The sequence below is a fragment of the Chromobacterium violaceum ATCC 12472 genome (assembly GCF_000007705.1).
Classification (GTDB): domain Bacteria; phylum Pseudomonadota; class Gammaproteobacteria; order Burkholderiales; family Chromobacteriaceae; genus Chromobacterium; species Chromobacterium violaceum.
In genome coordinates, this window is record NC_005085.1 from 1955439 (window position 1) to 1978751 (window position 23313).

At 65.1% G+C, this 23313-nt stretch carries 19 protein-coding genes; 9 read left to right on the forward strand and 10 right to left on the reverse strand.

Going from position 1 to position 23313, the window contains the following annotated elements:
- Window positions 1-37 precede the first annotated feature (37 nt).
- Window positions 38-1183, reverse strand: a complete 1146-nt coding sequence (locus tag CV_RS08825; protein ID WP_011135353.1) for an EthD domain-containing protein — start codon at window positions 1181-1183, stop codon at window positions 38-40.
- 404 nt (window positions 1184-1587) lie between these two features.
- On the opposite strand from CV_RS08825, the gene CV_RS08830 reads away from it, so the two are divergent.
- The 8 genes from CV_RS08830 (at window position 1588) to CV_RS08865 (ending at window position 13280) form a co-directional block, all read left to right on the forward strand.
- Window positions 1588-3246: an FAD-dependent monooxygenase gene (locus CV_RS08830; protein WP_147296189.1), complete on the forward strand. Its 1659-nt coding sequence runs from the start codon at window positions 1588-1590 to the stop codon at window positions 3244-3246.
- A complete protein-coding gene (locus CV_RS08835) occupies window positions 3246-3452 on the forward strand; it encodes a DUF2783 domain-containing protein (RefSeq protein ID WP_080508961.1) in 207 nt (68 codons plus the stop codon). The genes CV_RS08830 and CV_RS08835 overlap by 1 nt, the downstream gene beginning before the upstream one ends.
- Window positions 3453-3481: 29 nt before the next feature.
- Entirely contained in the window at window positions 3482-6982 is a 3501-nt protein-coding gene (locus CV_RS08840) for an indolepyruvate ferredoxin oxidoreductase family protein (RefSeq protein ID WP_011135356.1), read from the forward strand.
- 67 nt (window positions 6983-7049) lie between these two features.
- Complete coding sequence (locus CV_RS08845) at window positions 7050-8546, forward strand: acyl-CoA carboxylase subunit beta (RefSeq protein WP_011135357.1); 1497 nt, start codon at window positions 7050-7052, stop codon at window positions 8544-8546.
- 15 nt (window positions 8547-8561) lie between these two features.
- On the forward strand, window positions 8562-9779 hold the full coding sequence (locus tag CV_RS08850; protein WP_043595893.1) for a hydroxymethylglutaryl-CoA reductase: 1218 nt from the start codon (window positions 8562-8564) through the stop codon (window positions 9777-9779).
- Entirely contained in the window at window positions 9776-11266 is a 1491-nt protein-coding gene (locus CV_RS08855; protein WP_011135359.1) for an acetyl-CoA carboxylase biotin carboxylase subunit, read from the forward strand. Before CV_RS08850 ends, CV_RS08855 begins: the two co-directional genes overlap by 4 nt.
- Window positions 11267-11277: 11 nt before the next feature.
- A complete protein-coding gene (locus tag CV_RS08860) occupies window positions 11278-11850 on the forward strand; it encodes an acetyl-CoA carboxylase biotin carboxyl carrier protein subunit (protein ID WP_011135360.1) in 573 nt (190 codons plus the stop codon).
- A 44-nt stretch (window positions 11851-11894) separates the two neighbouring features.
- Window positions 11895-13280, forward strand: coding sequence for an MmgE/PrpD family protein (locus CV_RS08865; RefSeq protein WP_043595895.1), 1386 nt, complete (start codon window positions 11895-11897; stop codon window positions 13278-13280).
- A 52-nt stretch (window positions 13281-13332) separates the two neighbouring features.
- Here CV_RS08865 and CV_RS08870 read toward each other — a convergent pair whose 3' ends face one another.
- The 9 genes from CV_RS08870 to CV_RS08910 all read right to left on the reverse strand — a co-directional run bounded on the left by CV_RS08870 (window position 13333) and on the right by CV_RS08910 (window position 19842).
- Entirely contained in the window at window positions 13333-13785 is a 453-nt protein-coding gene (locus tag CV_RS08870) for a MarR family winged helix-turn-helix transcriptional regulator (RefSeq protein ID WP_011135362.1), read from the reverse strand.
- Window positions 13786-13903: 118 nt separating this feature from the next.
- Window positions 13904-14365 (reverse strand): glycine zipper 2TM domain-containing protein, encoded by a 462-nt coding sequence (locus CV_RS08875; RefSeq protein ID WP_011135363.1) that lies wholly within the window; start codon window positions 14363-14365, stop codon window positions 13904-13906.
- 22 nt (window positions 14366-14387) lie between these two features.
- The gene (locus CV_RS08880) at window positions 14388-15422 is read right to left on the reverse strand and encodes a quinone-dependent dihydroorotate dehydrogenase (RefSeq protein ID WP_011135364.1); all 1035 of its coding nucleotides are present in this window, start codon (window positions 15420-15422) and stop codon (window positions 14388-14390) included.
- Between the two features lie 72 nt (window positions 15423-15494).
- Window positions 15495-16085 carry a malonic semialdehyde reductase gene (locus CV_RS08885; protein ID WP_011135365.1) on the reverse strand — a complete coding sequence of 197 codons (591 nt, stop codon included), beginning with the start codon at window positions 16083-16085 and terminating at the stop codon, window positions 15495-15497.
- Complete coding sequence (motD, locus tag CV_RS08890; protein WP_011135366.1) at window positions 16082-16915, reverse strand: flagellar motor protein MotD; 834 nt, start codon at window positions 16913-16915, stop codon at window positions 16082-16084. The genes CV_RS08885 and motD overlap by 4 nt, the downstream gene beginning before the upstream one ends.
- Window positions 16916-16930: 15 nt before the next feature.
- Window positions 16931-17869: a S49 family peptidase gene (locus tag CV_RS08895; RefSeq protein WP_011135367.1), complete on the reverse strand. Its 939-nt coding sequence runs from the start codon at window positions 17867-17869 to the stop codon at window positions 16931-16933.
- Between the two features lie 43 nt (window positions 17870-17912).
- The gene (locus CV_RS08900; protein WP_043595898.1) at window positions 17913-18272 is read right to left on the reverse strand and encodes a Rieske (2Fe-2S) protein; all 360 of its coding nucleotides are present in this window, start codon (window positions 18270-18272) and stop codon (window positions 17913-17915) included.
- On the reverse strand, window positions 18248-18904 hold the full coding sequence (locus tag CV_RS08905; protein ID WP_011135369.1) for an HAD-IA family hydrolase: 657 nt from the start codon (window positions 18902-18904) through the stop codon (window positions 18248-18250). Before CV_RS08905 ends, CV_RS08900 begins: the two co-directional genes overlap by 25 nt.
- Complete coding sequence (locus tag CV_RS08910; RefSeq protein ID WP_011135370.1) at window positions 18904-19842, reverse strand: RluA family pseudouridine synthase; 939 nt, start codon at window positions 19840-19842, stop codon at window positions 18904-18906. Before CV_RS08910 ends, CV_RS08905 begins: the two co-directional genes overlap by 1 nt.
- 524 nt (window positions 19843-20366) lie before the next feature.
- Between CV_RS08910 and CV_RS08915 the strand changes: the two genes are divergently transcribed.
- On the forward strand, window positions 20367-23312 hold the full coding sequence (locus CV_RS08915; protein ID WP_011135372.1) for an Rne/Rng family ribonuclease: 2946 nt from the start codon (window positions 20367-20369) through the stop codon (window positions 23310-23312).
- Window position 23313: the final 1 nt, after the last annotated feature.

The window sequence follows — 23313 nt, forward strand, 5'->3', positions numbered from 1 at the left end:
TCGCAGTCGGTTGTCCGCCGATGGCGGGACATCTGGCTTAGCGCGGGGTGGCGACTTCCTGTTGGATGCGGTTCACTACATTGATCCCCATCGCGGTCCAGAAGTCCGAGCGTTCCGCATCGGCGAAGCGCTGTTCGTCGCGTTCAATGGCCTGATAGTCTTCGCTCAACATGAAGTCCTCCAGATCGTTCAGGCTGGAAAAAGCCATCAAGGTCACGCCGTCTATCTTGCTGCTGGCGGGGTGCCAGAACGGTTGGCCTTCCTGTTCCGGGCCGATCGCGTGCAACTGGACGTAGCGGCGGACATAACGCGCGGTGGCGGGTGTGGTGCGAACCAGGTCGGCGTGCTCGGCCAGCCATTGATGCTGGAATTCCTGACGGCTCAAGCCGGCGCGGCGCTGGTGGGTTTTGACCAGCAGGATGGGGTCTCGCTGAGTCGCGCTGGGAATGATGATGTGCTGGCGGGACAAAACCGGGGCCAATTCGCGGAAGATGGCCTTGTCTTCCGGGATGATGGTGGCGGCGAGGCTGGGTTGGGAGAAGACGGCGCCCATGTCGTCGGTGCTTTTGAATCCCAGGTAGGCGATGCCGTCCCAGTCTGGGCGACGGTATGCCGGCACGTGGTCTACCACCGTATGGAACAGCTCGCCGTCATTGTCGACGGGCGGGAGGTACGGCAGCGGGCTGCCCTTGCTCGGGCCGAAAGCGAGGCGGTGCACCTGATCGTAGCGCACCATGCGCTGGATGCCGCCATCCTGCGGTTTTTGAGCATACAGGAAGCGCGGGCCATGCACTTTTCGCCAATACTCACCCCATTTTTCAAACGATACGTTGACCGGGCTATCGAAAGCGGGGCGTTGATCGTGGCCAGCCGGATCCTGGATGGATTGGCCGTCGCGGTCGATCAGAAAGCCGGGGTCGCGCCGTCGCTCGCTGAGCGGCGAGTTGTCGGCCCGGGCGAGCAGGGTGCACAAGACGATCAGAGGGTCGCTTGCTGTCTGCAGGTCTTGCAGGCGCGGCGGACGGTAGTCGTATTCGTTGCGGGACAGCTTCATGTTGGATCCTTGCGTGTTGGAGAAGGCTCGAGGCTTCATTCCTTCGGCCTGGGCCGCTTGCGAAGCGAAGGGGGCCAGCGCTGCATACAGCAGGCTATGTTCCAGAAACGCGCGTCGCGACAGGTTCATGCGCCATCCCCTCCGTTGGCCACCGAGTGGAGCGTGCCGGATGGGGTGAGGCGGTCATGCCAAAGGGTGTTTTCAGCCCGGTCTTTATGACCTTCAAATATGATCGCATGCGAGTAATAACTATAGAAATAGTATTTGATTATTGAAGATTTGGCCATGATTTGCCTATTCAATTGACATGCCCGCTCAGGGCTGGATGATTTTCATGGATCAGGTGCAATTTGTTTTATCTTTTTGAAAAATAAGAAAAAATATTTCTATGATGTTCTAGTTAAATTTTTCCATCTGCGCTATTTTGCTGAATAGAATATACCATAATGAATAATTATGCTTGATGGATATTTATTACTAATGTAAATTCCGCCGCGGTGAATGGCTTTGTCACTTTTCCGCGGGAGCAGGTCATGGTGGTGAAACGTCGTACTTTTGAACGCACTAGATTTGATGGCAATTCATTGATTGAAAGGGGAATTGTCATCGCTGGTGCGGGGTTGGTGGGGCTGGTGCTGGCTCTGGATCTGGCTAGGCGGGGGGTGCGCACGCTGGTGGTCGATCAGGATGACAAGGTTTCTGATGGATCGCGTGCGATTGTTTTTGCCAAGCGCAGTCTGGAAATACTGGGACGGCTGGGTTTGGGCGAGCAACTGTTGGAAAAAGGCGTCAGTTGGCATCTGGGCAAGGTGTTGCACGGAGACCGGCAGTTGTTCGAGTTCAATTATCTGCCTGAGCCGGGGCACCAGTACCCGGCCTTCATCAATCTTCAGCAGTACTATCTGGAGGAGTGGTTGATCGATGCCTGCCTGGCATCGGGCTTGGTCGAATTCCGCTGGGGGCATCGCGTTGCAGGCGTTCAGCGCGAGCCGCGCCGCGCCATTGTCGATATCGCAACCGACCAGGGCGGCTATCAGATCCATTGCGACTGGCTGGTGGCGTGCGATGGTGTCCGATCCTTTGTGCGCCAGGCGCTACAGCTGCCTTTCGAGGGACGGACGTTCAATGACCGCTTCCTGATCGCCGATGTGCGCATGCCTGCCGCTTTGCCTGCGGAGCGCCGCTTTTGGTTCTCGCCATCCTTCCATGAGGGGCAGTCAGTCCTGATCCACAAACAGCCTGATGATGTCTGGCGCGTCGATTTCCAGCTGGGGCCGGATGCAGACCCAGTGCTGGAGCGCGAGCCGGAGCGCGTGGCGGCCAGGCTGCGCAGGATGTTCGGCGACGATATCGATTTCGAACTTGAATGGGTCAGCGTCTATACCTTCCGTTGCCGCCGGCTGGCTCGCTTCGTGCATGGACCGGTGGTGTTCGCCGGAGACAGCGCGCATGAGGTTAGCCCTTTCGGCGGCCGCGGCGGAAATGGCGGCATTCAGGACGCTGACAACTTGGGTTGGAAGCTGGCTGAAATCATTACAGGACGGGCGGGGCCGGCTTTGCTGGACAGTTACGGCGAGGAGCGTGGTCTGGCGGCTGACGAGAATATTCTCAACTCCAGCCGCAGCGCTGACTTCATTACGCCGCGTTCGGAGCGCGCCAGGCTGCTCAAGGAGGCTGTGCTGCTGTTGTCCGCCGAGCAGGAGGCCATCCGCCCCATGGTCAATTCCGGACGGTTGTCGCGGCCGGCGTCGCTGGCGGGTTGCAGCTTGCTGCAGCCTGCCGGACATCGGGAAGGACCGGGGCCGGGCGATGCCGCTCTGGACGCGCCGGTGTCGCTGGCGGGCCAACCCGCCTGGCTGCTGGAGCGCATCGGCAACCGCTTCACTTTGCTGTATTTCGTCGATGGCGAGTCCGACGTGGATGCCGCGTGGCATTTCTGCCGCCTGCACGGCGCGGCGCTGTTGACGGTGGGCCGTTCGGGAAGCGAAGGCGGCGATGGCCGCATTCATGTTGTCGATGACGCCGGGCTGGCCCATGAGCGTTACCGAGCGGCGCAACGCCGCGTTTATCTGATCCGCCCCGACCAGCATATCTGCTATGCCGCCGACCTGCTTGACCCGGTCGAGCTGGCCGCGGCTCTGCGGCTGGCTTTGGGCCACTCCGTTTCCTCCACTTTCGAAAGGCGCGCCTGATGTCCAGCAATGTGCAAGCCCCTATGCAGCCGTCTCCCGACGAGCTGTTTTCCATGCTGCTGGAGGCCGGGCAGGACTTGCCGGACGAGCAGGCCAGGCTGGTCGATGCGCAGTTGCTGGTATTGCTGGCCAGCCGGGTCAACGACAGGGCGGCAATCGCCGATGCGATCGAAACCGCCAGGCGGTTGGCGCAGCGATCCGACTAGCGAGCAACCATAAAAGATGGAGATGCTTCATGGAAATTGACAATGGTTTTAGCGGTGCAGACCGCTATGAAATCGGAATTTCCCGCCCGGGCGGCCGCATCATGTTGTCGGGAACGCAAGCCATCGTGCGGATGATGCTGGCTCAGGCCGCGGCGGATCGCGAGGCGGGCCTGAATACCGCGGGTTTCGCCAGCGGCTACCGGGGTTCGCCCTTAGGCGCGGTGGACATGGAGATGTGGAAGGCGAAGAGGGTTCTCGAGCAGGCGGGCATCCGCTTTCTGCCGGCGATCAATGAAGAGCTGGCCGCAACCGCCGTGCTCGGCACGCAACGGGTGGGCAGCGATGCCGACCGCAAGGTGGATGGCGTGTTTGGCCTCTGGTATGGCAAGGGGCCGGGAGTGGATCGCGCCGGCGACGCGTTGCATCACGGCAATGCCTATGGCTCATCCGAGATGGGAGGCGTGCTGGTCATCGTCGGCGACGACCACGGCTGCGTGTCGTCATCGATGTCCCATCAGTCGGATCAGACTTTGATCGCCTGGGGCATGCCGGTCATCCATCCGGCCTCGGTCGCCGATTACGAAGCATACGGTTTGTGGGGCTGGGCGGCGTCGCGGCATTCCGGCTTGTGGATCGGATTCAAGGCCATCAGCGAAACAGTGGAAAGCTCGGTCTCCTGCCGCTCGGTCGAACGCCGCTCTTTCTCGCTGCCGCCGGTAGATCCGGGCAACGACGGCTTGCACTGGCGCTGGCCCGATTTGCCGGGGCCGCAGATGGAGCAGCGGATGGCGTTCAAGCTGGAAGCCTTTTCCGCCTTCGCCCGAGCCAATCCGTTGGACAAGCTTACCTTCGGCCAGGCTGCGCCGCGCTTGCTGATCGCTGCAGTCGGCAAGGCGCACGGCGACGTGATGGAGGCCTTGCGCCAGCTGGGCGCGGGCGAGGCCGAGCTGGAGTCGGCCGGCATCGCTTTATTGCAGGTCGGGCTGGTGTGGCCATTGTCTCCGTTGCTTGCGGAGCTGGCGGAGACGGCGGAAGCGGTACTGGTGGTCGAGGAGAAGGCTGCTGTAGCGGAGGCGCTGCTGAAGCAGCATCTGTACAACGTGCCGGAGGCGCGGCGGCCGGTAGTCATCGGCAAGGAGGATGAAGAGGGCCGGCCCTTGTTGCCGGTGGCGGAAGAGCTGCGCCCGTCCCGCTTGGCGCCGTTGCTGCTGGCGCGCTTGCAGGCGCTGGGCGTCAGCGCCGGCCTGCCGGCCTGCTGGCAACAGCCGGTCTTGGATCATCCCGCCGGCTTGTTGAAGCGGACGCCTTATTTTTGTTCCGGCTGCCCGCACAATCTGTCGACATTGGTGCCCGAGGGCAGCCGGGCGCAACTAGGGATAGGCTGCCATGCGATGGCAGCCCGGATTCCGGAACGCCATACCAGCGGCAGCGTGCAGATGGGGGGGGAGGGCGTGGACTGGCTCGGCGCCGAAGGCTTCGTCGACACCGGCCACATCTTCCAGAACATGGGGGATGGCACTTTCTTCCACTCCGGGCATCTGGCGATCCGCCAGGCGGTGGCAGCCGGCAGCAACATCACTTACAAGCTGCTTTACAACGATGCGGTGGCGATGACCGGGGGGCAGCCCATCGACGGCAAGCTGACAGTGCCGCAAATCGTCAGGCTGGCGCTGGCGGAGCGGGTGGCCAGGGTGGTGGTGGTGGCCGACGATCCCGGACGATATGTCGGCGACAATGCCTTGCCTGGCGACACCCGCGTCTATCATCGCGACCGCATGGACGAGGTGCAGCGTGAGCTGAGGGAGCTTAACGGAGTTTCGCTGTTGATCTACGACCAAGTCTGCGCGACCGAGGCCAGGCGGCGCCGCAAGCGCAAGCAGGCGCCGGCGCTGAACCGCAGCGTGGTGATCAACGAACAGGTCTGCGAGGGGTGCGGCGATTGCCAGAAAGCCTCCAACTGCCTGTCGGTTGTGCCGCTGAAGACGGATCATGGCGTCAAGCGGCGCATAGACCAGCATTCCTGCAATACCGATATGTCGTGCCTGAAGGGCTTTTGCCCCAGCTTCGTGACGCTGCGGGGGCGGCCTCGCGTCAAGCGGTCGGATGCCGAGCTGCAAAGAGCCGTCGGACAGGCGGTGGCGCGCTTGCCCGAACCCGGCGCGGCGCTGGGCACGGCGCCGTACGAAATACTGCTGACCGGCATTGGCGGTACCGGCGTAGTGACGGTGTCGTCCATCGTGGCGACCGCCGCGCATTTGCAGCAGGCCGCGGTATCGGTGCTCGATTTCACCGGTTTCGCGCAGAAGGGCGGTTCGGTGCTGAGCCACATCCGGCTGGCGAGCGACCGCGCGCAGTTACATCAGAACCGCATAGACCGGGGCGGCGCCGATGCCCTGATCGCCGCCGATTTGGTGGTGGCCACGGAGCGCGAGGCGCTGGAGTGCATCCGCGCCGGGAGGACGCGCATCGCCGCCAACCTGCATGAGACCCAGGTTGGCCTGATGCTGCGCGATCCGACGCTGCAGGTCGACAGCGACGGAATGCTGTCTCTGTTGGAGAAGCGCAGCGGCGCGCAGGCGCTGGCGCTGGATGCGAAGGCGTTGGCCGAGCGCTTCGCCACTCCGCTGCAAGCCAATGTCTTGTTGCTGGGCTTCGCCTGGCAGGCCGGCCTGGTGCCGCTGCGGCTGGATGCCGTACGGCAGGCGATACGGCTGCAGGGAGGCAGCGGCGACGACAATCTGGCGGCCTTCGATTGCGGCCGCCTGGCCGCCGGCGATCCGGACGCGCTGCGGCGGCTGGATGGCGGCGAGCGGACGCAGGATGAGTTCGACGATTATGAGCGGCTGAAGTTGAGCCGCATGCGCCTTCTGGCCGAATACCAGAATCCGGAGTACGCGGCCCGCTATCTGCGGCGGCTGGGCAAGGTGGAGCAGGCCACCCGCGACTGGCAGGGCGAAGACGCCGTCCAGGCGGAGGCGCTGCGGATCGCCGTCGCGCGCAATCTTTACAAGCTGATGGCTTGCAAGGACGAGTACGAGGTCGCGCGGCAACTGAGCGACAGGGGGTTTCTGCAGCGTTTGGCCGAGGAGCACGGCAGCCTTGATGGCTTGCGCTTCCATCTGGCGCCGGACGTATTCAACTTCTGGCGCCGACAGCCGCGCAAGGTGGCTGTCGGCCGCTGGATCCTGCCGTTGATGCGTGGTCTGGCCCGGTTGCGTTTCCTGAGGGGCTCGATGTTCGATCCTTTCGCCGGCCAGGAAGACCGCCGGGCGGAACGGCAGTTGCTGGCCGACTACGAGTCCTTGCTGGACACCCTCTGCGCCGGCCTTGAGCGCGGCAAGCTGGCCATCGCGGTGAAGTTGGCCAGGTTGCCGGAGTCAGTGCGCGGTTACGGCCACGTCAAGCTGGCCGCCATTCCGGCGATGGGCAAAAGGAAGGCCGAATTGCTGCTGGCCTTCTCCGAACCGTCGACCGGACAGCCCCTGCCGGAGCAGGCGCAGCGACGGCATATCCCGATCGTGGCCAGATAACGCCGGCGGTTGCCGTGTTCCGGCCATGGAGTTGAACGATGATTGACAACAGAGAAGGCAAGCGACGATGACGACGGTTCAGGCCTCTTTTTCCGCCACGGGCACGCCGCGGCGTGATTCCGCGGTATGGCAGGCCATAGAGTGGCTGGTCGATAGCGGCAGTTTTTACCAGCTGGACGCGCTGAGCGAGCATGATTGCCAGCACTTCGGCACCGCCGGCCGCAAGGTACCCGGCGATGGCCTGGTGACCGGGCATGGCCGGATCGACGGCCGGCCTGTGCTGGTTTACGCCCATGACCGCGATTTTCTCGGCGGCAGTTCCAGCCGGGTGCATGCGGTGCGGATAGGCAAGTTGCTGGACATGGCGCTGCAGCTTGGCCTGCCGGTGATAGGCCTCAACGATTCCTCCGGGATTCGGATACACGAAGGAGTCGACGCCGGCGCGCAATTCAGCGAGGTGTTCCACAAGACGGTCAAGGCTTCCGGCGTGGTGCCGCAGATCTCGGTGATCCTGGGCGACTGCGCCGGGGGCGCGGCCTATGCGCCGGCCTTGACCGACTTCATCGTCATGGCGGGCGCGGAGTCGACGATGTTCCTGACCGGGCCGTCGGTGATCCGTTCGGCGACGGGCGAAAGCGTCACCAAGGAGGAGATCGGCGGCGCGCAGCTGCATGCCGAAGTCACTGGCTTGGCTCATTTCAATTGTGATGGACGCGAGCAGGCGGTGGCGCTGGTGCGGGAGCTGCTCGGTTACCTGCCGCAGAACAACGCCAGTCCGACGCCGCGCGTCGATCGCGGGGATACCGGTCCCAGGCGCACCCCGCGCCTGGAGCGGCTGATTCCAGCCCATCAGAACGAACCCTACGATGTGCTGGATGTCGTCGCCGAAATCGCCGACAACAACGAATTCCTCGAAATCCAGGCCCAGTACGCCCCAAACCTGGTGACCGGCTTCGCCCGCTTCGGCGGGCGCACTGTTGGCGTGCTGGCCAGCCAGCCGTTGCAGCGCGCAGGTTGTCTCGATGTCGACTCCTCGCTGAAGGGCGCTCGCTTCGTGCGCTTGTGCGACAGCTTCGATATCCCGCTGTTGACGCTGCTGGACGTGCCCGGCTACTTGCCCGGCCGCGAACAGGAGACGCGCGGCATCATCGGCGCCGGGGCCAAGCTGCTGCACGCCTATTGCGAGGCCAGCGTGCCCAAGCTGGCCATCGTGCTGCGCAAGGCTTACGGCGGCGCTTATCCGACGCTGGCCAATTGGTCCGCGACCGACTTCACCTTCGCATTGGAGCAGGCGGAAATCGCCGTGATGGGGCCGCAAGGGGCGGTCGACATCATTTTCCGCAGAGAGCTGGCCGCCGCGGCGGATCCTGCGTCATTGAGGGAGAAGCTGCTGGACGACTACCGCGCAGCGCATGCCAATGCGTCGTATTCCGCCAAGAAAGGTTATGTGGATGGCTTGCTGGCTGCCGCTGAAGTGCGCAACGCCGTGCTGTCCCATCTGCAGCTGCTGGCGGACAAGGTGGGCGGCACCCCGGCCCGCCGCCATTCCAACATCCCGCTTTAGAAAGGTCTGTATCTCATGAAGATTCCCCGTTCCAAGGAAGACGATTACAGCCAGGCAATCATCGCGCAACGCCACGGCTGGCTGGAGACGTTCACCGGGCAGCATTTTCCGTATTTGCAGGGACGGCCCTACGAGCCGGGCTCGGTGCTGGGCACTTGCGAGAACTATGTCGGCACCGTCGGCGTGCCGGTCGGCCTGGCCGGGCCGCTCGCCATTCACGGCAGCCGGGCGCAGGGGGAGTTCGTCGTGCCGATGGCGACGACGGAGGGCGCGCTGGTGGCGTCCTTCTCGCGCGGCATGAGCATCATCACCGAAAGCGGAGGTTGCCATGTGCTGAGCCCGGGCAATGTCCTGCCGGGCGAGACCGGGCAGCCGTACCGCGTGCTGGGCGACGCGCTGACCAAGATCTCCGCCGTGGTGCTGCGGGACGCGGCCGAGGCCGGCCGGTTCGACGGCTGGTTGCGAGAACACCTGCCGCAGATCGTCGCCGCAGCCAACGCCACCAGCCGATTCGCCAGGCTGCTGGAAGTCAGCCCGCTGTTCCATGGCGACTTGGTCGGCCTCGCCTTCACCTACTCCACAGACCAGGCGATGGGGCTGAATATGGCGACCAAGGCCAATGAAGCGGCTTGTCGCTATATCCTCGCCCACAGCGGCGGCTTGGCCATCGACTATTTCAACACTTTGGGAGGGGACAAGCGCTTTGTGCCGGACCAGGCCAAGGGACGGTACGTGTCGGCCAGCGTCAGAATCCCGGCCCAGTTGCTGCAACAGCGGCTGCGCACCACGGCGCACAGGATGCGGCGCTTCCTCGGAGCCTGCAATATCCTGCTGGCTCAGCGCGGCGCCACGGCGCCCAATATCCATATCGCCAATGCGCTGACGGCCATGTTCATCGCCTGCGGCCAGGACCCGGCTTTCGTCACGGTGTCGTTCAAGAACGCCAGCACCATGTTCGAGCCGCAGAGCAACGGCGATCTGCTCGCCTCTGTGACGCTGCCCAATTTGTTGCTGGGCACGGTCGGCGGCGGAGTCAAGCTGCCGGGGCAGCAGGAATGCCTGCGGATGCTGGGCTGCGAGGACGACGTGATCAAGCTGGCCGAGATCATCGCCGCCGTCGCGCTGGCCGGCGAAGTCTCGGTGGCGGGCGCCGTGACGGCGGGCGAGTTCACGCATGCGCACACCGTGCTGGGGCGCGGGCTGCACGGCGACAATGCGGAGCGCAAGGCATGATACGGCGGCTGCTGCTCTGTTGCCGCGGCGAGATCGCGCTGCGCTTCATCCGCACTTGCCGCTTGATGGGTGTGGAAACCGTGGCGGCTTATCCGGCGGAGGATGACGGCCACCCCTACGTTCTGGCCGCCGATCAGCGCTTTCCCATCGAGGCGGCCAGCGCCGGCAGCGCGATGGCTGAAGTGCTGCAAGTCGCCCGCTTGGCGCGGGTGGACGCGATCGCGCCGGGCTATGGCCCTCTGGCGGAAAACGCCGAATTCGCCGCGGCTTGCGCCGAGGCCGGTTTCATCTTCGTCGGTCCCAGGCCGGAGGCCATCCGGCAGTCCGGCGACAAGCTGCGCGCCCGCGAGGCCGCCTGCCTGGCCGGCGTGCCGGTGATCCCCGGCGGCCATCCTGGGGACGGGCTGGAGCAATCGCTGGATCTGGCGCGGGAAATCGGCTTTCCGGTGCTGATCAAGGCGGTGATGGGAGGCGGCGGCCGCGGCATACGGGTGGTGGAGGCGCCGGAGGCCTTCGCCGGCGCGCTCGATGAAGTGAGGAGTGAGGCGCTTTCCGCATTCGGCTGCGGCGATGTCTATCTCGAGCGGTTCCTCGGCACCGCCATCCGCCATATCGAGGTGCAGGTGCTGGGCGACAAGCACGGCAATGTGCTGCATCTGGGCGACCGCGGCTGCAGCGTCCAGCGTCGGCGGCAAAAACTGGTGGAGGAAGCGCCGGTGCCGGGACTGGACGCGGCGCTGAGGAACGAATTGCGGCTGGCGGCGCTGGCGATCGCGCGGCAGCTGGGCTACGACAGCGCCGGCACCGTCGAATTCCTGGTTGCCGGCGACGGGCGTTTCTACTTCATCGAAATGAACGCGCGCATCCAGGTGGAGCATCCGGTGACGGAGGCGATCACCGGGATCGATCTGGTCGAGCAGATGATTCATGTCGCCGGCGGCGGACGTTTGTCGCTGCGCCAGGATGACATCGAATTCCGCGGCCATGCGGTCGAATTCAGGCTCTGCGCCGAAGACCCGCGCAATCAGTTCTTTCCGGCTGCCGGACGGGTCGCCAGCTATGCCGTGCCGGAGGGCGAGGGCGTGCGGCTGGATTCGGGCGTGGCCAGCGGCGTCGCGCAGTCGCCGCGATTCGACAGCTTGTGCGCCAAGCTCATCGTCCATCAGTCCAGCCGTGAACGCGCGCTGGCGCGCGCCTCGCATGCGCTGGGAGAGTTCCGCCTGTTCGGCTTTCCGACCAATGTCCCGTTCCATCACTGGTTGCTGGAGCAGCCGCAGTTCCGCGACGGCAGCTACGACTTGTCGTTGCTGGAGGATTTCGAGCTGCCGCCGGAGCGACTGCATGCCGTCGACCGAAGGGCGGTGTTTGCCGCGGCGCTGGCGACGGCGCTGGCTGGCGTGGCCGGGCGCAGGCCGGAGGGCTCGGCCGCGGTGTCGGGCTGGAAACTGCGCAACGATCCGCTGCTGGCGGCCGGCGCGCGAGGCTAGGAGGGGAGTGGATGAACGATAGAGTGGACAGAGAGGGCGGCGTGGCGTTGCGGTTGCACGCCGCTCTGCCCGCAGGCTGGAGCGGCGGGATCGAACTGCGCGGCGATGGCGAGGCGGGTTACCGGTTGAGCGCGGAAGGGCTGCCGCCGGTTGACGGCGAACTATTGTATTTCGACGCGGACTCGTTCCGGCAGGGCAAGGCCAGCCGTCTGCAATGCCGGCTGGACGGGATGCTGGTCGAGTGCTCGGTGATGGCTGGGCCTTCCGGCGCCGTCTGCGTACTGGCGGACGGGTTCTACAGCGAAGTCCGCTTGGCCGATCCGTCATCGTCGCGTTTTTCCTCGCGCCGCTCCGGGCGAGCATCGTCGGAGGAGGGCGTGTTGGTCGCGCCGATGCCGGCGACGGTCACCGAGCTGCTGGTGGCGCCGGGCCAGGCCGTGACGGCAGGCCAGCCGGTGGGGCGGATAGAAGCGATGAAAATGGTGATGACGCTGACCGCCCCGAGGGATGGCGTGGTGGGCGAAGTGGCGGTGGCGCCGCGGGATCCGGTTCTCGCCGGACAGCGGCTGATGGTGTTCGAGTAGGCGGTCCCGCGGGGCCGAATCATTACGCTTGAGGAGAAACGATCTTGAGTCTTGAAGCAAGCATTGCCCGTTACGCGGCGACGATCCAGTTTGAACAATTGACGCCAGGCGCGGTAGAGATCGCCTTGCAGGCCATCACCGACATCCTGGGGGTGACGATAGCGGGCGCGGAGGATCCGGACGTCGCCATCCTCGCCGGGGTGGTCGAGAGCTGGGGCGGCGCGCCCCAGGCTACCGTGCTGGGGCGACGGGCGCGGTTGCCTGCGCCGATGGCGGCGCTGCTCAATGGCGCGGCATCGCGCGTTCTGGATTTCGACGATGTGGCGGATCCGCTTGGCACGCATCCCAGCGTCGCGCTGTTTCCGGCATTGCTGGCCATCGCCGAACAGACCCCGGGTGTCAGCGGCCGGGAATTCATCACCGCCTTCGCCATTGGCCAAGACCTGTCGGTGCGCTTGGCGGAGGCGCGCCGGGAGACGCTGCTGCAAAGCGGCCGCTATGACTTGAGCAAGGTGATCGCCGCTACCGCGGCTGCGGGCCGGTTGCATCGGCTCAGCGAGGAACAGTTGCGTCATGCGATGGGCATCGCCTATACCTCGGCGCTTGGAGAGGCGCAGTGCATGATAGACGGCGCGCCTACGGTGTCCTATCAGCAGGGGCTGGTCGCTTCCAATGCCGTCAAGGCGGTGCTGCTGGCCAAGGCGGGTTTCGGCGGCACGGTGAATTTCCTCACCGGGCGCTGGGGCTATTATTCCTCGTTCGAGCCGGGCTCCGATCTGTCCAGGGTCTCGGGCGGGCTGGGAGAGCGCTTCGCCGGCGAGGGCGGCGTGGCGTTCAAGCCTTATCCGACCTGCCGGCCCAATACCTCGGCAGCCGCTGTGACGCTGGCATTGACCGGCGGCCGTCCCTATCGGGCCGAAGAGATCGAAACCATCTCGATCCGGACCAACCGGCAGATATACGATCTGGTCAGCGCGCCGGTGGAACAAAAACGCGAGCCGCAGACCATAGTCGATGCGCGCTTCAGCATCGCCTACAATGTCGCGGTGGCGTTGGCGACCGGAGACGTGTTCATCGACGATTTCACCGAGGAGGCGATACGGCGCCCGGACGTGATCGCGATCAGCCGTCTGGTCCATCCGGAAACTGCTGCTGAGTGTGAGATTCCTGAGTTGGGCACCCACGGCCTGATCAAGGTGGAGATCCGGCTGCGCGACGGCTCTGTGTTGCAGGGCCAGATCGACTATCCGAAGGGCAATCCGCGGAATCCGATGAGCCGGGACGAAATCCAAGCCAAGTTCGTGAAATGCGTTTCACGCAGCGGACAGACCGCGCTGGCGGGCCGGGCTCAGGCCATATTGCGCGCGATAGACGGTCTGCCGGAACAGGATAGCCCGTTCAGCAGCGTGCTGGGCCTGCTGTGCGACTAAGCGCCGCTTGATGGGCCATCGAGTGGGCATCCCGCGCGCGCCGCGGGATTTTTCATTCCCTGATCCTGTCGGCGGCCCGGGAGATGGCGTCCAGCGTCAGATCCGTGATGTGCAGCGCCTCGGCGCTGACATCCTGCAGCAGCCGTTCGCGGATGTCGCGCACGACTTGATCGACTTGCGCCGCCATTGTCTTGCCTGCCTCGGTCAGCATCAGCACTTTGGCGCGGCGGTCGGTTGGGTCGTCGCGGCGCACGACCAGCCCGGAACTTTCCAAATGGTCGATCAGCCTGACGAGAGACTGGCCCTCGATGCCGAGATGTTCGGCGAGCGCGCGCTGGCGCAGTCCTTCTCCCAGCCGGCCAATCAGCCATAGCGGCGTCGTGGTAGCTTCGGACAGGCCGTACTTCTTCAGCTCTTCATCGGCGACTTGGCGCCATAGGCGGGCGGCGCGCTGCAATCGCAGGCAGAAACTGTCGTTGGCGACAGAGAGCAGGCTGATGGACAAGAATTTCTCCCGTTGGCGGTGGCGCTTTCGCGAACCGGGTTGGCGTATCGCGGCAGATCATGCCATATGATACGCCAACATCGGCTCTGCGATGAAACGTCGCGTTCGGGGAGAAAGGTTAGTATGGCACGACGCGGTCGTTGCCGCCGCCGCTCAGCACTTTGACGCGCTGGTTGACGACGAAGGGGATGTCGGCTTCCTGGACGATGGAAATGGTGCGGCCGGTATCCAGCTTGACGGTGATTTCCAGCGCGTTCTTGGTCATCGCGCGTTGCGCGGCCTGGGTGCCGAAGCCGCCGGCCAGCGCACCGACGATGCCGCCGGCGATCTGGCCCTTGCCGCCGCCGATGTTGCTGCCGGCCAGGCCGCCCAGCGCGGCGCCGCCGAGGGTCAGCAGCTCATTGTTCTGGCCTTCCATTTTCACGTTCTGCACCGACAGCACGGTGCCGAGCTGCACGGTCTGCGCCTGACGCATCTGACCCTTGGAGTAGACAGCTGCGGAGTCGGACGTCGAGCAGCCGGCGAGCACGCCGACGCTCAGAAGGCTGATCAGGGTGATGCGGTTGAGGGAAGAAATCATTTTTCCTGCTCCATTCTTAACTTTAGTTGCGAGCTTGTAGATATTGCGCCGTCGCCCGGGCGCATTCGCCGACCAGTTCAGGGCCGCGATAGATCAGGCCGCTGTACAGCTGCACCAGGCTGGCGCCGGCATCCAGTTTTTCCACGGCGTCATTGCCGGAAAGGATGCCGCCAACACCTATGATAGGCATGGCGCCGCCAAGTTCCTTGTGCAGTTTGCGTATGACTTCTGTGGATCGGGCGCGGACCGGCGCGCCGGACAAGCCGCCCGCCTCGCTTTCCAGCGGATGGCCGGCCACTTCGCGGCGCGACAGCGTGGTGTTGGTGGCGATGACGCCGTCTATGCCGTTGCCGGTCAGCAGGCGGGCGATTTCCGCGATCTGCTCGTCGTCCAGGTCCGGCGCGATCTTCACCGCCAGCGGCACGTAGCGGCCGTGCTGATCGGCCAGCGCCAGCTGGCGCTGTTTCAGCGCGGCCAGCAGCCGGCCCAATTCGTCGCCTTGCTGCAGTTGGCGCAGGTTCTTGGTGTTGGGCGAGGAGATGTTGACGGTGACGTAGCTGGCGGCGGCGTAGACCTGATCCAGGCAGGCCAGGTAGTCGTCCACCGCGTTTTCTATCGGCGTGATCGCGTTCTTGCCGATGTTGATGCCCAGCACGCCCTTGAATTTGCTGCGGCGGACGTTGTCCAGCAGCGCGGCCACGCCATGGTTGTTGAAACCCATCCGGTTGATGATGGCTTCGTGCTCAGGCAGGCGGAACAGCCGCGGCTTGGGATTACCGTCCTGAGGGCGGGGGGTGACGGTGCCGATTTCGATGAAGCCGAAGCCCAGCGCGGCCAGCGCGTCGATGTGGGCGCCGTTCTTGTCCAGGCCGGCGGCCAGTCCCACCGGGTTCGGGAAAGTCAGGCCCATCGCCTGGACCGGCTGGCGCGCGGCGGGAGAGGCGGCCAGCGGCGTCAGATGCAGCCGATGCGCGCGGTCGAGCATCTTCAGCGTGTGCTCGTGGGCGGTTTCCGCGTCGAACTTGAACAGCAGCGGGCGCAGCAGCGGGTACAGCATGGCATTCTCCGGGCAGACAAATGCCCGGCATTATAACCGGGCATTGGGATCAGGCCAGCGGCAATCGTCTGTTTACAGGATCTGGCAGGCCTCGTCGAAGCCGAAGCGGGGCGAGCGCGGGAACAGCTTGTCGGCTTCGCCGTAGCCCAGGTTGATCAGGAAGTTGGACTTGACGCGCCCGTCCGGGAAGAAGGCGGCGTCCACGGCGGCGTTGTCGAAGCCGGACATCGGGCCGCAATCCAGGCCCAGCGAGCGCGCGGCCAGGATCAGGTAGGCGCCTTGCAGCGTGCCGTTGCGGAAGGCGGTGGTATCGATCAGCGGCTGGTTGCCCTCGAACCAGCTCTTGGCGTCCGCGTGCGGGAACAGCTGGGGCAGATGCTCGTAGAAGCGCGTGTCATGGGCGACGATCACGCAGACCGGCGCGGCCATGGTCTTGTCGACGTTGCCGGCGGCCAGGCAGGGTTTCAGCTTGGCCTTGGCCGCTTCGCTCTTGACGAACACGAAGCGGGCCGGCGAGCAGTTGGCGCTGGTGGGCGCCTGTTTCAGCAGCTCGTGCAGCTGGTGCAGCAGCTCGTCGCTCACCGGACGCGGTTGCCAGTGGCTGTGGGTGCGGGCGTTCAGGAACAGCTGTTCCAGCGTGGCGTGGGAGAGGGGAGTGCTCATGGTCTTACCTCGGTTGGGGTGGGGGTATGGTTGCCTGGCGCCTTGGCGGCAGGGGCGGCGTTTTCGGCGGCAGGTTCCTCGAAGGTATTCGCCTGGACGGAAATGGTGACGCGGCGATTGCGCGCGCGGCCGTCCGCGGTGGCGTTGTCTGCCACCGGCTGGTTGGCGCCGTGGCCGACGGCGACCAGGCGCTGGGGATCGACGCCGCTTTCCTGGAACAGGCGCACCACGCCGCCGGCGCGGGCGGCGGACAGCTCCCAGTTGGATGGGAACACCGGCGTGCGGATCGGCGCGTCGTCGGTGAAGCCTTCCACCTTGATCGCGTTGTCGACGCCGGCCAGCAGTTTGGCCATATTGGACATCAGCGGCATCGACTGCTGGTTGGGGACGGCCTGTCCGACGGCGAACAGCGCGCTGTCGCGGATGTCGATATGGATGCCCTGGTTGCTTTGGGTGATGGTGACTTCGCCGCTCTGCACCAGCGGGCTCAGCGCCTTGGCCAGGTTCTGCGTCAGCTGGCCCAGCTTGGCCGCTTCCTCGGCTTTGCGGTTGCGGGCGGTGGACTTGGCGATCGGCTTGGTCTGCGGAATTTCTATCATGGTGTTGGCGCCGCCGGTGGGCGGCGTGGTCTGCACCGTGATCGTCGTGCCGCTGCGGAAGGCGTCCATGATGGCGGAAGACATCACCCGGTACTTGCCCTCGTTCAGCGACGAGATCGCGTACATCACCACGAAGAAGGCGAACAGCAGCGTGATGAAGTCGGCGTAGGAAACCAGCCAGCGCTCGTGGTTCTCGTGCTCTTCTTCCTGCTTCCTGCGTCGCGATGCCATGTCCGCCTCCGCGTGTCAGAACAGTTTGGCGTCGAACAGCGACTTCACGCCGCCGGCGAACTCCACGCCGATGCGGCGAGCCACTCGGCTGGAGAAGTCGTCCTGCTGGGTGAAGTCCACGGTCTTCTGGGCCTTGACCACGTCGCGGGCCACCGAGGCGACGGTGCCGTAGCCGTCGGCCAGTCCCAGCGGAATCGCTTTTTCGCCCAGCCAGACCATGCCGCTGAATGTCTGGGCGTCCTTCTTCAGCCGCTGGCCGCGGCCGGTCTCCACCGCCTGGATGAACTGATGGTGGATGTCGTCCAGCAATTGCTGGCGGATGGCGTCGTGTTTGGGATTGGGCGGGGAGAACGGGTCGCCCATCGCCTTGTTCTCGCCGGCGGTCTTCAAGCGGCGGTCTATGCCCAGTTTTTCCATCGCGCCGGTGAAGCCGAAACCGTCCGACAGCACGCCGATGGAGCCGACGATGCTGGCCTTGTCGACGAAAATCTTGTCGGCGGCGGCGGCGATGTAATAGCAGCCGGACGCGCAGACTTCGCTGACCACCACGTAGACGGGAATGTCGGCATGCAGCTTCTTCAGGCGCCGGATTTCATCGTAGACCATGCCGGACAGCACCGGGCTGCCGCCGGGGCTGTTGGCGTCGATGATCACGCCCTTGGTGCCCTTGTCGCGGAAGGCGTGGTCCAGCGCCGAGATCATTTTCTTGCCGGTTTCGTTTTCGCTGCTGATGGCGCCGTCCAGCTCGATCACCGCGGTATGGCCGCCGCCGGTCAGGCTGGCGCCGCTTTTTTCCTCGCCGCGCATGAAGACGCTGGCGGCGATCAAGCCTATGACCAGCAGCCAGGCCAGCCGGAAGAAGATTTTCCATTGCCGGCTGCGGCGCTGTTCCACCAGGGAGGCGGAGGCGAGCTTTTCCAGCAGTTGTCGTTCCCAGTTTTGGGTGTCGCTCATTTTTCGGGCCTGCTCCAGGATAATCCCGTGAGTCTAGCAAAATTCAGGCGGGCATGACATTCAGCCAGACTTGGCCGTTTTCCTCGAACACATCGAGCGCGGCCAGCGATTGCCCGCGGCAGGGGCCCCAGGTGCAATAGCCGGTGTCCGGCCGGTAGCGCGCGCCGTGCATGCCGCAGATCAGGTAGTGGCCGGACAGGTCGAACAGGTTGCCATCCTGCAGGTCCAGCTCCACCGGGATGTGGCAGCAGCGGTTCAGATAGCCGTAGGCTTGCCCGCGGTAGCGGATGACGAAGGCGGGCAGGCGGCCGCCATCGGTTTGCTCGATCTCGAAGCGGCGGCCGAGGCCGCCGTCTTCCAGTTCGGCGGAGCCGCAGATCAGCAGAGCCTGGGGAGCAGCCATGACGACAGCTCGGGCAGCGAGTGGACGATGGCGCGGGGCTGGCAGCGCGTCAGCTCCTCGCTGCCGTGGGCGCCGTGACTGATGCCGACGCCGTGGCTGCCCGCATTCAGCGCCATCAGCAGGTCGTGGCTGGTGTCTCCCACCATCACCGCGCGGCGGCATTCGACGCCGAAATAAGCGGTCAGCTGCAACAGCATGTCCGGGTGCGGCTTGGAGTGGCATTCGTCCACGGTGCGGGTGGCGTCGAACAGCTCGCCTATGCCGGCCGCGGCCAATGCGCGGTCCAGGCCGGCGCGGCTGCTGCCGGTGGCGATGGCGACGAAGGCGCCGGCGTCGCGTATCGCCTCCAGCGTGTCGCGGGCGGCGTCGAACAGCGTGACGCGGTCGAGATCGGCCTGGTAGCGGCGGCGAAAGGCGTCTACCAGGTCCGGCAGCCGCGTCGCCTGGTCCGGCGGGCAGAACTGTTGCATCGCCTCGGCCAGCCTGAGTCCGATCACGTGGCTGGCGGCCTCGCGGCCAGGCACCGGCAGGGCCAGATCGCGGCAGGCTTGCTGGATGGCGTTCACGATATGGGCGGTGGAGTCCATCAGCGTGCCGTCCCAGTCGAACACTACCAGATCATATTCACGCATCAGCGCGGCTCCAGGCTTTTCAGGAATTTCTGCAGCTCCGGCGGCAGCGGCGCCTCCAGTTTCAGCGTGGCGCCGGTCAGCGGATGCGGCAGGGTCAGGCTTTTCGCGTGCAGGAACATGCGCTTCAGTCCGCGCCGCGCCAGTTCCTTGTTGTAAGCGAAATCGCCGTATTTTTCGTCGCCGGCGATCGCGCAACCGTTGGCTTGCATGTGCACCCGGATCTGGTGGGTGCGGCCGGTGCGCAGATGCGCTTCCACCAGCGTAAATTCAGTGTAGCGCTGCTGGATGGAGAAGTTGGTGTGCGCGTATTGGCCGTCGTCGCCTTCGGCGATTTTCACGCGCCGCTCGCCGTCCGGCGTGTGGAATTTGTACAACGGCAGTTTCACCTGCTTGACGTTTTCCGGCCAGTGGCCGGTGGCCAGCGCCAGGTATCGCTTGTCCGGCACGTTGTCGCGCATCATGTCGTGCAGGCGGGTCAGCGCCGAGCGCTTCTTGGCCAGCATCAACAGGCCGGAGGTCTCGCGGTCCAGCCGGTGGACCAGCTCCAGATAGCGCCATTCCGGATGGGCGCGGCGCAGCTGCTCGATCACGCCGAAAGATACGCCGCTGCCGCCGTGCACCGCCACGCCGGCCGGCTTGTCGATCACCAGCAAGGCGTCGTCTTCGTAGACCACCGGGAAGGTGGCCGCGGGAACGGTCTTTTCCGCGCGTTCGGCGACGCGGATGGGCGGGATGCGCAGCATGTCGCCGGCGGCCACGCGGTAGCTGGCGTCGACGCGGCCCTTGTTCACCCGCACCTCGCCGGAGCGCAGGATGCGGTAGATGTGGCTCTTGGGCACTCCCTTCAGCAGGCGTTGCAGGTAGTTGTCCAGCCGTTGGCCGGCATCTTCTGCGTCCACTTCAAGGAAGGTTACGGAATCTTTGCGAATGTCTGTCATATTGCTTATACTTATGGCGCTGTCCGCGGTGCGCGGCACCCGAAGCGGGCAGCGGTCGGAAAGCCAAGGTCACGGCCTGTTTCGCGTGATGCTGCTGCGGAAATCCGAAATGGCCGGCAGGGGCCAACTCCTGACCTGATGCCGTTTTCACAGCCGCAGCCAAGGTTAACTCGCTCACCGAAAAGTAGCGATGGTAATGCATTTATACGCATAACGCACTCACGAGTATTCCATCTCTCGATGCCAAGCCAGTCGGGAGATTTTGCAGCGAAGTTTGACCCGGCATGCCAGCCGTTCTGCAATGTTTGTCCCGCCAGGCAGGCGGGATCGGCGGCGACGCCGATGCGCCGGTTGCGCACAGAATCGCGGGGCTGCATGTGACCCAATCAGGAAGTCGGCTTTCATAGCAAACCTGTTTTTCTCGATCTTTACCTCGACACTTCTTTCGGAAAGCGCCCATTTATAGTCACTGGGCCGTCAAATACTGGCTGCATCCTTGCGTGAGTGCTGCGCAAGGAATGTAAATGAAACGTATGTTGTTCAACGCGACGCAGGCCGAAGAGCTGCGCGTCGCGATTGTCGACGGGCAGAAGCTCGTCGATCTCGATATCGAGACCGTAGGCAAGGAACAGCGCAAGGGCAATATCTACAAGGGTGTGATCACCCGGATCGAGCCTTCGCTGGAAGCCTGCTTCGTCGATTACGGCACCGAGCGCCACGGCTTCCTGCCGTTCAAGGAAGTATCCCGCTCCTATTTCCAGGGCTATGACGGCGGCCGTCCGCGCATTCAGGACGTGCTGCGCGAAGGCATGGAGGTGGTGGTGCAGGTGGAGAAGGACGAGCGCGGCAACAAGGGCGCGGCGCTGACCACTTACATCAGCCTGGCCGGCCGTTATCTGGTGCTGATGCCGAACAACCCGCGCGGCGGCGGCGTGTCTCGCCGCATCGAGGGCGAGGAGCGCCAGGAGCTGAAGGATCTGCTGTCGCAGCTGGAAGTGCCGCACGGCATGAGCCTGATCGCCCGCACTGCCGGCATCGGCCGCAATCTGGAAGAGCTGCAGTGGGACCTCGGTTACCTGATGCAGCTGTGGCGCGCCATCGAAGGCGCCGCCGGCGCCCAGTCCGCGCCGTTCCTGATCCTGCAGGAAGGCAGCCTGGTGATCCGCGCGATCCGCGACTATTTCCACCCGGACATCGGCGAGGTGCTGATCGACACCGAGGAAATCCACGACCAGGCCCGCCAGTTCATGAGCCATGTGATGCCGAACATGCTGTCGCGTGTGAAGCTGTACAAGGACCATGTGCCGCTGTTCTCCCGCTTCCAGATCGAGCACCAGATCGAAACCGCCTTCTCGCGCAGCGTGCAGCTGCCGTCCGGCGGCGCCATCGTGATCGACCACACCGAAGCGCTGGTGTCCATCGACGTGAACTCGGCCCGCGCCACCAAGGGCGCCGACATCGAGGAAACCGCGGTCAAGACCAACCTGGAAGCGGCGGAAGAAATCGCCCGCCAGCTGCGCCTGCGCGACCTGGGCGGCCTGGTGGTGATCGACTTCATCGACATGGAAAACCCGAAGAACCAGCGCGACGTGGAAAATCGCCTGCGCGACGTTCTGAAGCATGACCGCGCCCGCGTGCAGATGGGCAAGCTGTCCCGTTTCGGCCTGTTGGAGTTGTCCCGCCAGCGTCTGCAGCCGTCTCTGGGCGAAACCAGCCACGAGCCATGTCCGCGCTGCCACGGCATCGGCTTCATCCGCGGCACCGAATCGTCGGCGCTGCACATCCTGCGCATCATCCAGGAAGAGGCGATGAAGGAAAACACCGGCGCGGTGCACGCGCAGGTGCCGGTCGACGTGGCCACCTTCCTGCTGAACGAGAAGCGCGCCGAGATCCATTCGATCGAGGAGCGTCTGGACGTGGATGTGGTGCTGATCCCCAACATCCATCTGGAAACCCCGCATTACAAGATCGTGCGCGTGCGCCACGACGACGTGGCCGAGCTGGGCGAGGCGCCGAGCTATACCCGCGTCGAGGTGCAGGAAGAGGACGTGATCACCAATTTTGGCCAGGAAAAGCCGAAGGTGGAGCGCCAGGAAGCCGCGGTCAAGGGCATCACTCCGCAGCAGCCGGCGCCCAGCGCCAGCGTCAGCGCCGCGGCCAAACCGGTCGAGCAGGGCGGCCTGTTCGCAGGCATCGCCGCCTGGTTCAAGGGCCTGTTCGCCGAGCCTGAAAAGGCGCCGGTCCAGGATGCCAAGAAGAAGCCGGTCCAGTCTTCCTCGCGCGGCAACGAGCAGCGCGGCAACCGCCAGCGTCCGCATGAGCGCCGCACCGGCGGCCAGGCGCGCCGCGAGCACGAGCAGCGCCGCAACGGCCAGCAGGACGAAGGCAAGTCCCGTCGTCCGGACGAGCGCAAGGATGCGGAACGCGCCGAGCGCGCTGACCGTCCCGAACGCAAGGAGGCGCCGAGCCGCGACCGCGAAGAGCGCAACGAGCAGCCGCGCGAGCGCGGCAGCCGTCGCCGCGAGCGCGAAGGCCGCGAGCCGCGCGAGCCCAAGGAAGTCCGCGAACAGGCGCCGCGCGAGGAGCGCGTGAGCGAGAAGGCCGAAAAGCAGGACAAGCCGCAGCAGGAGCCGCGTCGCCGCCAAGCGCCGGCAGCCGCTCCGGCCGAGGCCGTCGAGAAGCCGCTGCACGAAGAGCTGCGTCTGGATGCCGAAGGCGAGCAGGCCGAGCAGGAGCGCGGCGAGCGCCGCCGCCGCCGCAGCCGCCGCGACCGTCAGCGCGATACCTCGAAAGCGCAGCAGGACGGCGCCGTTGAAGGCGTTTCCGAGTCCCCGGCCGAAGTCCCGGTGGCAGAAGCGGCGGGCGCTGCTGTGGCTGTAGCCGTGGCCGCGGTAGCGGTGGAGGCTGCCGTCGAGGCCAAACCGCAAGCGGAAGCCCTGCTGGAAGCCGAAGCCAAACCGGTAGCGCCGGCGGTAGAGCCGGTACGGACCGAAGTTGTGGCTGAAGCCGTCGCCGTCGAACCGGAAGCTCCGGTTGTCGTGGCGGTGGTCGAACCGCAACCCGAGGCCGTAGTGGTTGCGCCGGCCGTGGTCGTCGAGGCAGAGCAGGCGCCGGTTGCCGCCGAGCCGGCGGTTGTCGCCGAGCCCGTGGTCGAAACGCTGGCCGCCCAAGCCGTTGTCGAAGCCGCTCCGGTTGCGGAGGCGCCTGCCGCGGTGGATGCTCCGGTTGCCGATGAGCAGCTTGCCGAGCCGGTTGTTGTCCAAGCCGAGTCCAAGCCGGCGGCGGTGGAAGCCAAGCCGCTGGATCTGGGCGGCCTGGTCATGGTGGCGACCAAGCCGGCGACCGAGCAGGCCGCGGCCGCGTCCGAGCCGGAGCTGCCGCAAGGCCCGCGCCGCCGCGACGTCGTCGTCGCCGAGGCGGCGGCCGTGGAGCCGGCCCAACTGGTGCAGGTGGAGACCCGCAACGGTTGAG

Excerpts from the sequence above, each read along its gene's own strand:
- CV_RS08860 (WP_011135360.1), top strand. The coding sequence starts at position 11,278 with ATGAACGATAGAGTGGACAGAGAGGGCGGCGTGGCGTTGCGGTTGCAC.
- CV_RS08855 (WP_011135359.1), top strand. The coding sequence starts at position 9,776 with ATGATACGGCGGCTGCTGCTCTGTTGCCGCGGCGAGATCGCGCTGCGC.
- CV_RS08835 (WP_080508961.1), top strand. The coding sequence starts at position 3,246 with ATGTCCAGCAATGTGCAAGCCCCTATGCAGCCGTCTCCCGACGAGCTG.
- CV_RS08875 (WP_011135363.1), bottom strand. The coding sequence starts at position 14,365 with ATGATTTCTTCCCTCAACCGCATCACCCTGATCAGCCTTCTGAGCGTC.
- CV_RS08900 (WP_043595898.1), bottom strand. The coding sequence starts at position 18,272 with ATGGCTGCTCCCCAGGCTCTGCTGATCTGCGGCTCCGCCGAACTGGAA.
- CV_RS08840 (WP_011135356.1), top strand. The coding sequence starts at position 3,482 with ATGGAAATTGACAATGGTTTTAGCGGTGCAGACCGCTATGAAATCGGA.
- CV_RS08915 (WP_011135372.1), top strand. The coding sequence starts at position 20,367 with ATGAAACGTATGTTGTTCAACGCGACGCAGGCCGAAGAGCTGCGCGTC.
- CV_RS08895 (WP_011135367.1), bottom strand. The coding sequence starts at position 17,869 with ATGAGCGACACCCAAAACTGGGAACGACAACTGCTGGAAAAGCTCGCC.
- CV_RS08845 (WP_011135357.1), top strand. The coding sequence starts at position 7,050 with ATGACGACGGTTCAGGCCTCTTTTTCCGCCACGGGCACGCCGCGGCGT.
- CV_RS08830 (WP_147296189.1), top strand. The coding sequence starts at position 1,588 with ATGGTGGTGAAACGTCGTACTTTTGAACGCACTAGATTTGATGGCAAT.
- CV_RS08880 (WP_011135364.1), bottom strand. The coding sequence starts at position 15,422 with ATGCTGTACCCGCTGCTGCGCCCGCTGCTGTTCAAGTTCGACGCGGAA.
- CV_RS08825 (WP_011135353.1), bottom strand. The coding sequence starts at position 1,183 with ATGAACCTGTCGCGACGCGCGTTTCTGGAACATAGCCTGCTGTATGCA.
- CV_RS08885 (WP_011135365.1), bottom strand. The coding sequence starts at position 16,085 with ATGAGCACTCCCCTCTCCCACGCCACGCTGGAACAGCTGTTCCTGAAC.
- CV_RS08910 (WP_011135370.1), bottom strand. The coding sequence starts at position 19,842 with ATGACAGACATTCGCAAAGATTCCGTAACCTTCCTTGAAGTGGACGCA.
- motD (WP_011135366.1), bottom strand. The coding sequence starts at position 16,915 with ATGGCATCGCGACGCAGGAAGCAGGAAGAAGAGCACGAGAACCACGAG.
- CV_RS08850 (WP_043595893.1), top strand. The coding sequence starts at position 8,562 with ATGAAGATTCCCCGTTCCAAGGAAGACGATTACAGCCAGGCAATCATC.
- CV_RS08905 (WP_011135369.1), bottom strand. The coding sequence starts at position 18,904 with ATGCGTGAATATGATCTGGTAGTGTTCGACTGGGACGGCACGCTGATG.